The 12199-nt window shown below is 65.6% G+C and carries 11 protein-coding genes; 9 read left to right on the top strand and 2 right to left on the bottom strand.

Features of this window, described 5'->3' with window-relative positions:
- Positions 1-36: 36 nt before the first annotated feature.
- A complete protein-coding gene (locus RN01_RS01255) occupies positions 37-987 on the bottom strand; it encodes a LysR family transcriptional regulator (RefSeq protein ID WP_017515707.1) in 951 nt (316 codons plus the stop codon).
- 90 nt (positions 988-1077) lie between these two features.
- Here RN01_RS01255 and RN01_RS01250 point away from each other — a divergent pair, with 90 nt between their 5' ends.
- The 8 genes from RN01_RS01250 (at position 1078) to RN01_RS01215 (ending at position 9910) form a co-directional block, all read left to right on the top strand.
- Complete coding sequence (locus tag RN01_RS01250) at positions 1078-2334, top strand: CaiB/BaiF CoA-transferase family protein (protein WP_024570194.1); 1257 nt, start codon at positions 1078-1080, stop codon at positions 2332-2334.
- Complete coding sequence (locus RN01_RS01245; RefSeq protein ID WP_017511854.1) at positions 2334-3344, top strand: NADPH:quinone oxidoreductase family protein; 1011 nt, start codon at positions 2334-2336, stop codon at positions 3342-3344. The genes RN01_RS01250 and RN01_RS01245 overlap by 1 nt, the downstream gene beginning before the upstream one ends.
- On the top strand, positions 3341-4345 hold the full coding sequence (locus tag RN01_RS01240; protein WP_017511855.1) for a tripartite tricarboxylate transporter substrate binding protein: 1005 nt from the start codon (positions 3341-3343) through the stop codon (positions 4343-4345). The genes RN01_RS01245 and RN01_RS01240 overlap by 4 nt, the downstream gene beginning before the upstream one ends.
- A 254-nt stretch (positions 4346-4599) precedes the next feature.
- The gene (locus RN01_RS01235; protein WP_024570193.1) at positions 4600-5808 is read left to right on the top strand and encodes a CaiB/BaiF CoA-transferase family protein; all 1209 of its coding nucleotides are present in this window, start codon (positions 4600-4602) and stop codon (positions 5806-5808) included.
- A 37-nt stretch (positions 5809-5845) separates the two neighbouring features.
- A complete protein-coding gene (locus RN01_RS01230; RefSeq protein WP_017511857.1) occupies positions 5846-7009 on the top strand; it encodes an acyl-CoA dehydrogenase family protein in 1164 nt (387 codons plus the stop codon).
- A gap of 35 nt (positions 7010-7044) precedes the next feature.
- Complete coding sequence (locus RN01_RS01225) at positions 7045-7830, top strand: crotonase/enoyl-CoA hydratase family protein (protein WP_017511858.1); 786 nt, start codon at positions 7045-7047, stop codon at positions 7828-7830.
- A gap of 72 nt (positions 7831-7902) precedes the next feature.
- On the top strand, positions 7903-8889 hold the full coding sequence (locus RN01_RS01220; RefSeq protein ID WP_017511859.1) for a tripartite tricarboxylate transporter substrate binding protein: 987 nt from the start codon (positions 7903-7905) through the stop codon (positions 8887-8889).
- Positions 8890-8941: 52 nt separating this feature from the next.
- Positions 8942-9910, top strand: coding sequence for a tripartite tricarboxylate transporter substrate binding protein (locus RN01_RS01215; RefSeq protein WP_051068957.1), 969 nt, complete (start codon positions 8942-8944; stop codon positions 9908-9910).
- Positions 9911-9928: 18 nt separating this feature from the next.
- Here the strand turns inward: RN01_RS01215 and RN01_RS01210 are convergent, their stop codons facing one another.
- Positions 9929-10837, bottom strand: a complete 909-nt coding sequence (locus RN01_RS01210) for a LysR family transcriptional regulator (protein ID WP_017511861.1) — start codon at positions 10835-10837, stop codon at positions 9929-9931.
- 177 nt (positions 10838-11014) lie between these two features.
- Between RN01_RS01210 and RN01_RS01205 the strand changes: the two genes are divergently transcribed.
- The gene (locus tag RN01_RS01205; protein ID WP_017511862.1) at positions 11015-12184 is read left to right on the top strand and encodes an acyl-CoA dehydrogenase family protein; all 1170 of its coding nucleotides are present in this window, start codon (positions 11015-11017) and stop codon (positions 12182-12184) included.
- Positions 12185-12199 lie beyond the last annotated feature (15 nt).

Here is a 12199-nt window from a genome sequence, read left to right as displayed (position 1 = left end):
AGCGCCACATCTGCTCGGCCATTCCCACCATGTCGGCTACGCCGACATCACCTGCGGATTGCCACTCCGCCGCCAACTCTCCGCCTGCCGCTCCAGATGCACGCGGATGAAATCCATCAGCGTGCGGGTCGCCAGCGTCGGGTAGCGATTCGATGCCGTCAGCATGTAAACGCTGTCCCCCACGCCCTCCGCCTCGCATTCGGCGAGCACCTCGCGGACCTGTCCTGTCTGGAGTTGCCGCCAGACGGCATAGCGCGGCAGCAGTGCCACGCCAAGGCCTCCAATCATCGATTCCAGCAGGAACGGATAGTCGCCGGACTGGATACGTGGTGACACGCGCAAGGTCGTCGGGGTGCCTGCCATCCACACCTTGAGCGTGAAGCGTCGGCCCAGCGATGCGGGCGCGATCATGTCGCAGCTCTCCAGATCGGCCACGCTCAGGATCGGGCCACGGCTGCCCAGGAAAGACGGCGTCGCGCACAGGCACCAGCCAACGTCGCAGATGCGTCGCGCCACGTGGTCATCTGGCGGTTGGGACGTGATTTTCAGCGCCATGTCGACCTCCGCGGAAATCAGGTCGCCGATGTTGTCGTTGATGACCACGCGCAGCGAAATCTGCGGATAGATACGGGCGAACTCCAGCAGCAGCGGCGTCAGGTAGAGGTGGCCGAGCCCGGTCGGCAGGCGGATGCGCACGTCGCCACGCACCACCGTGCCGAGGCTGTCGATCGCGGTCTTGGCCGATTGCAGTTCGTCGAGCATCCGCAGTGCGTGGGCGTAGAGCAGTTGCCCGGCCTCCGTCAGCTCGACGTGCCGGGTCGTCCTGCGCATCAGCTGGGCGCCGAGGTGCTGTTCAAGCACCTTCAGACGGCGGGACACATTGGAGCGGGTCATGCCACTGCGCTCGGCAGCCGCCGTCAACGTGCGCGATTCCACCATCGTCACGAACAGCCGCACTAGGTTGAGGTCCAAGCTATTGTCAATCATGAGTCAACACCACTGGCACAAAACGATGGATTGTCACGGCGGAGGCGTAACCCTAGCATAGGCATCGCGCTAAATCATGCCGAACCGCCCATGCCGAATGCCCTTGCCCCCACCCATCCAACCGATGACGGCCTGCCCGGCCTGCTCGATCTGCCCGACCTGCCTTTTGCCGGCCTGCGTGTGCTGGACATCAGCCAGGGCATCGCCGGCCCGTACTGCGCGCATATCCTCTGGCAGCAGGGCGCGGAGATCATCAAGGTCGAGCCGCCGTCCGGAGACTGGGGGCGCAAGGTCGGGGTCGTGCGCGGTGATACGAGCGCGCTGAGCATTGCGTACAACGGCGGCAAACGCAGCATCTGCGTGGACGCCACGGTCGAAGCTGGCAGGGATGTCCTGCGCCAGCTGGCGCTGCAGGCCGACGTGGTGGTACAGAACTTTCGCCCGCAGGTAGCGGATCGGCTTGGCGTGGGCCATGCCGCGCTGGCGGCGCTGCGCCCCGAACTGGTCTATGTCTCGATCAGCGGCTACGGCCCGGATGGCCCCTACGCCGACTACCCGGCGTCCGACTCGGTGATGCAGGCCGACAGCGGGTTGATGTTCGCGAACCGTGGCGTCGACGGAACGCCCCGCCGCATCGGCATGTTGCTGGCGGACGCCGCCACCGGCCTCTACGCGGCCCAGGCCTGCGCCGCTGCCTTGTGCCGGCGGTACCGCACCGGGCGCGGCGGTCATGTCGAACTGAATCTGTTTGACGCCTGCTGCGCGCTGCAGGCCAACAATCTCCTCGAGCACGCCATCGCGGGCCAGGCCATTGCCGGCCCGGTCAGCGCGCCCAACGGGGTCTTTGCCACCCGTGACGGCAGTGTGACGCTGCTGGCCCTGAACGATGCGCAGTTCGCCAAGCTCTGTCACGCCCTCGACCGCGACGATTGGCTGGCTGACCCGCGCTTCGTCAACAACGCCAGTCGCATGGAACACGCGGCGCTGCTGAACCGGCAGGTCGGCGACATCATCGTCACGCGCACTACCAGTGCGTGGCAGGAACAGTTGAGCCGCCACGACGTGCTTCACGCCCCGGTCCGCAGCTATGCCGACGTGCTGCAGCACCCGCAGGCGGCGCACCGGCAGACATTCCAGTCGATCGAACAACCGGGGCTGGGCGCTCTGCCCTTCGCCGGGATCCCGGCCCGGGACATGCGGCGGCCCGCCGGGCCAGCCCCCGAGAATGGCGAACACACCGTGCAGTTGCTGCAGGAGGCCGGTTTCGGCAGCCACGCCATCGACGAATGGTTGCGGCTAGGCGTGGTGCGACAGGCAGCTCTCTCGTCGGCGAAGGCGATGGCATGATGAAGGCGCTCGTATGCAAGCAGTTCGGCGGCGTCGAGGATGTGGAACTTGCGACCGTGTCCGAGCCCGCCCTGGCCGACCCCCATGCGGTCACGATCGAAGTGGAGTTCGCCAGCGTCAGCCATGCCACCGGCCTGATGATCGCCGGCCAGTATCAGCGCCGCCCGCCGCTGCCATTCGTGCCCGGCACGGAAGCGGTGGGGCGCGTGGTGGCCTGCGGCAAGGCCGTCACGCGGCTGCGCCCAGGTGACCGGGTCGTAGCCATTGCCGACTGGGGCTGCTACGCGGAGCGATTCACGGTACCTGAGTACACCGTCTACCCTGTCCCCGACTCGCTGCCGCCGAAGGCCGCGCTGCCGATCCCGCTCTCGTACGGCACCGCCTATTGCGGCCTGGTCTGGCGTTGCGCGCTGACGCCGCAGGACACCATGCTGGTGCTCGGCGCTGGCGCTGGTGTCGGACTCGCGGCGGTGGAGATCGGGCGGCAACTTGGGGCGACCGTGATTGCCTGCGCCAGCACCGAGGCAAAACGCGCCGACGCGCTGCGCCGCGGGGCCACGCACGCGGTTGCGCCTCAGGACCTCGCCGCGCAAGCCAAGGCACTCACCGGTGGCCGTGGCGCGGATGTGGTGGTGGACCCGGTCGGCGGCGACCTGTTCGGCCAGGCGCTGCGCGCGGCAGCGCCAAACGCGCGCATTCTCAGCATCGGCTTTGCCAGCGGGTCCATCCCGCAGGCGCCGGTCAATCTGCTGCTGGTCAAGAACCTGACGCTGCACGGCTTCTTCTTCGGCCGATACATCGGCTGGACGCCGTCCGACGAGCGCGCCGAGCACGCCCCGGCGTTGCAGCAGGTCATGTCCACCCTGTTTCAGTGGGCTGCGGAAGGGAAGCTGGAGCCGACCGTGTCCGCTGTCTATCCCATCACCGGCCTGGGGGATGCCCTCGCCGCGCTGGAATCCCGCAAGGTTGTTGGCAAGGTGGCAATAAAAATCAAGGAGACAGAGACATGAATCATCCATCTACAAAGAAGCCGGCATGGTCACGGCTGCATGTTGCGCTGGCAGTCGTGGGAACGGCCTTCGCCATGCTGCCCGCCGTTGGGTCCGCGCAGACGTTTCCACAACATCCGGTGCGGATGGTCTTGCCCTACCCCGCCGGCGGACCGACCGACCTCCTTGCGCGGGTGGTCGCGGTCAAGATGGGCGAGAGCATGGGCCAGAGCGTTGTCGTCGACAACAAGCCCGGGGCCAGCGGCATGATCGGCGCGGAAGCAGTCGCACGCGCTACGCCCGATGGCTACACGATCCTGGCCAATGCCTCGCTGCACGTGATCAACCCGAGCATCTACTCCAAGATGCGCTACGACGCGTTCAAGGACTTCGTTCCGATCACGCAACTGGCCGAGGTGCCGCTTGTACTGGTGGTCAACAACGATTCGCCGGTCAGGACCGTGCAGGACCTGATCGCGTACGCCAAGCGCCAGGGTGGCGCGCTCAACTTCGGCTCGGCCGGTAATGCATCGGCACAGCAACTGGCTGGCGAATCATTCAAGCTGGCGGCCAAGGTGCCGATGCAGCATGTGCCTTACAAAGGCAGCGCGCCGGCATTGACCGACCTGATGGGCGGACAGATCCAGCTGATGTTCGATTCGATGCCGTCGGCCATGCCGTTTATCAAGTCGGGCAAGCTGCGGGCGGTGGCGGTGACCACCGCGCACCGCGCCAGCGCCCTGCCAGACGTGCCCACCGTCGCCGAATCGGGCCTGCCGGGCTTCGACATCAGCACGTGGTATGGCCTGTGGGCGCCGCGCGGCACGCCGGCTCCGATCGTCGAAAAGCTGGCGGCGAATGCCGCTGCCGCGCTGAAGCGCCCTGACGTGCGCCAGCAGTACGCCGACATGGGCGCCGAACCCGTCGGGTCCTCGCCGGCGGATTTCGCGCGGTACAACGTCTCCGAGGGCAAGAAGTGGGCGGAGATCGTGCATCGCTCCGGCGCAAAGGCCGACGAATGATGCCAATCGGCATACTTTACCTAGGCATTGAGTAGGGATCCCGGTCGATGTCAGCCTGACTTCTCCGGGACGCGCCCGACGCACGTGCTTCATTGCGGCAACAATGTGCTGTGAATAGACCTGTAGTACCGCAGTCGGGGCAAATGGAACCGCCCGATACGGATCAAGTATCAGGCGACATCAACAAAGTATTATCCGAGCGCTCGGTTGGTCCGTAGCATCCTTCACGGATGAGAACCCAACTGGAGTCAATCATGAGCGGACCGCTTTCCGGAGTACGAGTCGTCGATGTGACGACCGTACTCATGGGGCCCTACGCCACGCAGATCCTCGGCGATCTCGGTGCCGACGTCATCAAGGTGGAGTCGCCCTCGGGCGACAATGTCCGCACGATCGGCGCATCCCGGCACGATGGCATGTCCGGCATCTTCCTTCACTGCAACCGCAACAAGCGCAGCGTTGTGCTCGACCTGAAGCATCCCGAAGGCAAGGCCGCGCTGCTCAAGCTGGTGGAAACCGCCGACGTCTTCATCTACAACGTGCGCCCGCAGGCCATCGCGCGCCTCGGGCTGGACTATGAGACGCTGGCCGCCATCAACCCGCGCCTGATCTACGCCGGCGTCTACGGGTATGGCCAGGGCGGACCGTATGCCGCCAAGCCGGCCTACGACGATCTGATCCAGGGTGCCGCGGGCATTCCCACACTCTCGCTGCTGGCCGGCAGCGACGTGCCGCGCTATGCGCCACTCGCCATGGCGGACCGCATTGTCGGCATGAGCGCCGCCAATGCCGTAAGCGCCGCCCTCTTCCACCGGGAACGCTCCGGCGTGGGCCAGCGCATCGACATTCCCATGTTCGAGACCATGGCCGCGTTCGTGCTTGGCGACCATATGGCGGGCACCACCTTCGAGCCCCCGCTGGGCCCACCAGGCTACGCCCGCCTGCTCAACGAACACCGCAAGCCCTACCAGACCCGTGATGGCCATGTCTGTGTGCTGGTCTACAACGACAAGCAGTGGAAGACATTCTTCACCTTGATCGGCCAGCCGGACCTGATGGAGACGGACCCGCGCTTCGCCACCATCGGCAAGCGTACCGAGAACATTCACGCGTTGTACCGGATGGTGGCCGAGGTGATGCTCACCCGCACTACCGCCGAATGGCTCGAACTGCTCGAACAGGTCGATATCCCCGTCATGAAGATGAACACCATGGAGTCGCTGCTCGCGGATGAGCACCTGAATGCCGTGGGGTTCTTCCAGGTGATGGATCACCCCAGCGAAGGCAAGACACGCCAGATGGCCTCGGGCTCGACCTGGTCGCGCACGCCCCCCGAAATGTCGCGGCACGCCCCGCGCTTCGGACAGCACAGCGCCGAAGTGCTTCGTGAAGCAGGCTACGACGACACGCACATCGCGGCGCTGGCTGCCAACGGCGTGACGTCGCTGGACCGCGGCGCCTGACCGCGCAACTCCGCCCATCGAAAAAAGACATCGAGACATGTTCCAGCCAACCCCGCAGCAACAGGAAATACGCGACGCCATCCTCAAGGTTTGCGCGCGCTTCGACGCCGACTACTGGCTGGAAAAAGACCGCTTGGGCGGCTTCCCCGCCGACTTCCACGAGGCGCTGGCCGCTGCTGGCTGGCTCGGTATCGCAATTCCCGAAGCCTACGGCGGCTCCGGTCTGGGCATCGCCGAAGCCGCCGTCATGATGCAGGCCATCGCCGAGTCGGGCGCCGGCATGAGCGGTGCCTCGGCGGTCCACATGAACATCTTCGGCCTGAGCCCGGTGGTGATGTTCGGCACGGAGGCGCAAAAGCACAGGATGCTGCCGCCGCTGATTGCCGGCACCGACCGCGCCTGCTTCGCCGTCACCGAGCCCGACACAGGGCTGAACACCACGCAACTCAAACTCCGTGCCGAGCGCCGGGGCGACCACTACGTTCTCGATGGCGCGAAGACCTTCATCTCCACGGCAAGCACGGTGGAGAAAATCCTGATCCTGGCCCGTACCACGCCGCTCGACAAGATCCGGAGCAAGACCGACGGGCTTTCACTCTTCTATACGGACCTTGACCGCAACCACATTGAGACCCGCGAGATCGACAAGATGGGACGCAAGGCGGTGGACACCAACCAGGTGTTCATCGACAACCTGAAGGTACCGCTGGAGGACCGCATTGGCGAGGAAGGCAAGGGGTTCCATTACATCCTGCACGGCATGAACGCCGAGCGCATCCTGGTTGCTGCGGAAGCCATCGGCCTGGGCCGGGTCGCGCTGCGGCGCGCCACGCAATACGCGAAGGAACGTGTGGTGTTCAACCGGCCGATTGGCCAGAATCAGGGTATCCAGCACCCGCTGGCCCAGTGCTGGATGGAACTGGAAGCGGCAGACCTGATGATGCGTAACGCGGCCCACCTGTTCGACCGTGGCGAGAACTGCGGCGCGCAAGCCAACGCCGCCAAGTACCTTGCCGCCGAGGCCTGCCACAAGGCGTGCGAGACGGCCGTCATGACGCACGGCGGCTTTGGCTACGCGAAGGAATACCACGTCGAGCGTTACCTGCGCGAATCGTACGTCCCGCGCATCGCGCCGATCAGCCCGCATCTGATTCTGTGCTTCATCGCCGAGAAGGTGCTCGGTCTGCCGAAATCGTATTGACCAACGGCCACCCTGGAAGACCACTGAAAACGAACATGAGCGACTTTCTGCAGATCGACCGCGAAGGACCTATCGCCATCGTCACGATGAACCGACCCGAAACGCGCAATGCACTGTCCGACGATGACGTGGCCAGCGCGTTCGTCGCGTGTTGCGAAGCGATGAACAGCGACCTCTCGGTACGCGTGATGATCCTGACTGGCGCTGGCCCGGCGTTTTCGTCCGGTGGCAACCTGAAGACGATTCGCGACACCATGGGCAGCGGCCTCGGCGAGCCGTCGATGAGCCGCTATGCCTACCGCGACAGCATTCAGCGGATTCCGCTCGCGCTGTACAACCTGGAGGTACCCGTCATCGCCGCCGTCAATGGTCCCGCCTATGGCGCCGGAAACGACCTCACGTGCATGTGCGACATCCGCATTGCCGGAGAGCGCGCGGTATTCGCCGAAAGCTTCGTCAAGCTGGGGCTCACACCCGGCGACGGCGGCGCCTGGCTGCTGCCGCGCGTGGTGGGCATGTCGCGGGCGTGCGAGATGTCGTTTACCGGCGACCCCATCAATGCCCAGCAGGCCCTGGCATGGGGCATGGTCTCGCGGGTCGTGCCGGACGCCGAACTGATGCCCGCCGCGCTGGAACTGGCGCGCCGCATCGCCGTGAATTCCGGGCCGGCGCTGCGCATGACCAAGCGCTTGATCCGTGAAGGACAACACACCCGGCTGGATACGCTGCTGGAGATGTCGGCCGCCTTCCAGGCGCTGGCCCACCACACGGCGGAGCACGACTCGGCGCTCGACAGCGCGTTGCAGCGGCTGTCAAAGTAGTTCCGGCAAACCTGCCCAACGAGAAGCAGCGCCAATTCAGCACGTGCATCACCACAAGACATAGGAGACACGATGGACCGAAAACGTCGCCTCGCGCTGGCAGCCTTGCCGGCATTCGGAGCCATGGCCACCCCGCTGCGTGCCCTCGCGAGCGAGCCTCCCGGCTGGCCCACGAAGCCGATCCGGATGGTGCTGCCCTACGCCGCCGGCGGCCCCACCGACGTGGTGGCACGCGCGCTGGCCGCGAAGATGTCGCAGCGATTCGGGCAACAGGTGGTCGTGGAGAATCGCACCGGCGCGAGCGGCAACATCGCCTGCGAATTCGTAGCCGGAGCGTCGCCGGACGGCTACACGGCGCTGTACCATTCCTCGGGATTCGCGATCAGCCCGGCGCTCTACACGAAGCTTGGCTACGATCCGCTCGGCGGCTTCGCGCCGGTCGGGCTGGCCGCGGTCATACCTGCCGTGCTGATGGTCAACAACCAGTTGCCCGTGCGGAACGTCCAGGAGTTCATCGCCTACCTGAAGGCCAGGCCGAACCAGCTCAGCTACGGCACCGGCGGCGTCGGCAACATCACGCACCTGGCCGTGGCGCTCTTCCTGCGGGCCACTAAGCTGGAGGCGACGCACGTGCCATACAAGGGAACCGCTCCGGCCATGACCGACCTCATCGGCGGCCGTACGCAGTTCATGCTCGACGCGGTCAGCTCCGCACTTCCGTACATCAAGGACAACCGCGTACGTGCCCTCGCGCTCACCAGCAAGGAGACGCTGCCCGCGCTGCCCGGCGTGCCCACGCTCGACGCCACGGTCATGCCAAGCTTCGTTGCTCCAACTTGGCACGGCATCTTCCTGCCAGCCCATGCACCCGGCAGCGTGGTGCAGCGCTGGAACGCCGCGCTGGTGGAAGCCACGCGCGACCCCGCGCTGGTGAGCCAGTTCACCCCGATGGGCGTGGAGTTGAAAGGCTCCACGCCAACGGCGTTCCAGGCCTACCTCAAGACCGAGATCGGGCGCTGGGAACAGGCCGCCCGCGCCGCCGGTGTCGAACGTGAATAGCACTGCACCCGCATCAACCAACAAAACGAGAGAGAGGAGACAACCCGTGGCTATCCTGAAAACCGTGCTGGCCGGCGCAACCGCCGGCGTGGCGCTGCTTGCCGCAACCGTGACACCCGCGTACGCCGCGTGGCCAGACCATGCCGTCAAGGTCATCGTGTCGCTACCGCCAGGCAGCGGCGCCGATACCACCGCGCGCTTCATCTCGCAAACGCTCTCGAAGGAACTGGGCCAGCCGTTCGTGGTGGAGAACCGGCCCGGCGCCAACAGCTTCATCGCGGCTCGGGCCGTGGCCGAGGCGGCGCCCGACGGCTACACCATTTTCGTCGCGAGCAATTCGCCGATGGTCACGAATGCCGCCGTGTTCAGCAAGCTTCCGTACGACCCGGTGAAGAGCTTCGCGCCGGTAGCGAGCATCGCGCGGTTTCCGATGGTGCTGGTCGTGCCGGCAAACTCGCCGTTCAAGACGCTGCAGGACCTGGTTGCCGCAGCGAAGCGCGCACCGGGTCGGCTCAACTACGCCAGCGGCACACCGACGTACCAGGTGGCGATGGAGCGGTTTCATCATCGCAACGGCATCAAAGCCAACCCAATCCAGTACAAGGGCACCTCGCCCGCGATCAACGACCTTGCTGGTGGCAATGTGGACTACTCCATCGCGGAAATCAGCGCCGTGCTGCCGCTGATCAAAGGTGACAAGCTCCGCGCGCTGGCAGTGGGAAGCGACACGCGCCTGAAAGACCTGCCCGACACGCCGACGGTGTCGGAATCGGGTACCACCGGTTACGAGGCCTATGCGTGGACCGGTGTCTTCGCGCCAGCCAACACGCCGGCCAATATCGTCGACAAGCTGTCGGCGCTCGTGCGCAAGGCAATGAACAGTCCAGAGGGCGCGGCGTTCATCAACAACCTCGGCGGCATCTTGTTTACCGGCACGCCGGCACAGTTGCGCGATTTCCAGGTCAAGGAAATCGAGGCCACCCGCGAGATCGTCAAGGCAGCAAACATCCCCGTGGAGTGACGGGCGCCAATCAGGCCATCAGGCCGCCACGCTCCCCGCGGCCACCGCCTCGTGCGCGAGTGCGATAAACCTGCGCGCGGCCGGCGTGAGCGCATCGGGGAGCGTGGCAAGCGCAATCGCGACGTTCATGGTGCCCGGCACGTCGTCGAGGGCCAGCAGGCGCACGTTGTCCCCAGCGTACCTGGCCGCCTGCGATGGCACCAGCGCCACACCCAGGCCGCACTCCACCAGGCTCAGCAGCGTCTGGACCTGCACCGCCTCCTGAGCGATGCGCGGGTGGATGCCGGCCTCGTTGAACGCGTGCATGGTGAGCGCGTACATGGTCGGCACCATTGTCCGCGAATAGACGATGAACGGCTCGTCGGCCGCGTCGCGCAGCGAGATACTCTTGCGGTCAGCCAGTGCCGAATCAGCGGGAACCGCAAGCACCATCACGTCTTTCTGCAACAGCGACAGCTCGGCCTCGGTGGGCACCAGCACCGGAAATCGCACCAGCGCGACATCAAGTGTGTGGCTCTCCACACGCCGGAGCAGTTCCACGGTTGTGGACTCCTCGATCACTAGGTCCACGCGCGGGTAGCGCCGGCGGAACTGCCGGATGATGTGCGGCATCATCGAATAGCTCGCGGAGCCCACGAAGCCCACCTTCAGCAGCCCCTGCTCCCCTGTCTCACCCTCACGCGCCGCGCGTTTCACCTCGTCGGCGAAGAACATCGTGCGGCGCGCGTTGCGCACCACCGCCTCGCCCGAAGGCGTCAGCTTCAACCCCGATGGCAAGCGCTCGAACAGCATCACGCCAAGCTCTTCCTCCAGTTTCTTAATCGATGTGGAGAGGGGCGGCTGTGCCATGTGCAGCAGCTCGGCTGCACGATGGAAGTTGAGGGTTTCGGCCAGGGCAATGACCTGCTTGAGTTGGCGGAGCTCCATTGATATCGCGTAAGGGGTGAGGAGTAAGAGGTGAGAGCAATGCGTGACCGACCAATACGCGCTGTGTATCGCGGGGTCTGAAACCGGTATTGGACGAATTGCCTTGCACGGAAGAAGAATCATACAGTTCGACGCCGCGATGCCAGGCCCACTACCTGCTTCCATCTTGTACTCCACATGGGTGCCAATTTGAATCCAGTCTTTCCCGCACTGTCACTGGCCTCCATCCCACCCGAGGATGAAGCGCTACGCGCCCCCGTTCGCGCGTTCCTGCAAGACTATCTGCGCGAGATGTCCCCCGACATGCGTGCCCGCTCGTGGCTGGGCTTCGACGCCGCCTTCAGTCAGGCCCTTGCCAGGCAGGGCTGGATTGGCCTCACGCTGCCAGAGGAGTATGGCGGCGCGGGCCGCAGCGGATTCGCCCGTTTCGTACTTCTCGAGGAACTACTCATGGCCGGCGCGCCGGTCACGGCCCACTGGATCGCAGACCGGCAAACCGCGCCGCTCATATTGCGCTTCGGCTCGGAAGCCCAGCGCCAGATGCTGATACCGAAGATCGTGCGCGGCGAAGCATTCGTCGCGATCGGCATGAGCGAGCCCGACACCGGCTCCGACTTGGCCAGCGTGCGGACACGCGCCACGCGCAACAATCATGGCTGGCTGCTCAACGGCCGCAAGGTCTGGACAACCAATGCACACCGCTCCCACTACATGATCGCGCTGGTACGCACCTCCGGCACGCCGGAGGACCGCCACAAGGGGCTGTCGCAGGTGTTGATCGACCTGTCGCTCCCGGGCGTCGTCGTCCGACCGATCCAGGACATTTCGGGCGACGCGCATTTCTGCGAAGTCCTGTTCGAGGACGTCCAGCTTACCGAACACGCACTGGTCGGCAACGAGGGCGACGGCTGGAAGCAGGTCACCGCCGAACTCGCATTCGAGCGCAGTGGCCCCGAGCGGATCTACTCCAGCATCGTGCTGGCGCAGACCTGGCTCGACGAGTTCCGCGCCTCGGGCAGCCTGCATCCCACCGCGGTTGCCATCGCCGGTCGCATGGCGGGCCGGCTGGCCGTCTTGCGCAGCATGTCGCTGGCGGTGGCCGCCAAGCTCGACAAGGGCGAGCGCCCCGATCTCGAGGCCGCGCTGGTCAAGGACCTCGGCACCGAGTTCGAACAACGCGTGCCAGGCTGGATTGGCGAGGCCCTCGATGCCGCCGGCACGCTGCCGTCCGCCGCGCTCATGCGCACGCTGGCCTACGTGATGCAGCTCTCTCCGTCCTACTCGCTGCGGGGCGGCACGCGTGAAATCCTGCGCGGCATCATCGCGCGCGGGCTTGGGCTGCGCTGACACATGCACCGACCT

The sequence above is a fragment of the Cupriavidus sp. SHE genome, from assembly GCF_000812445.1.
Lineage (GTDB): Bacteria > Pseudomonadota > Gammaproteobacteria > Burkholderiales > Burkholderiaceae > Cupriavidus > Cupriavidus metallidurans.
Note: the sequence above shows the minus strand (reverse complement) of the source record. Positions and strands in the feature narration are given on the sequence as shown.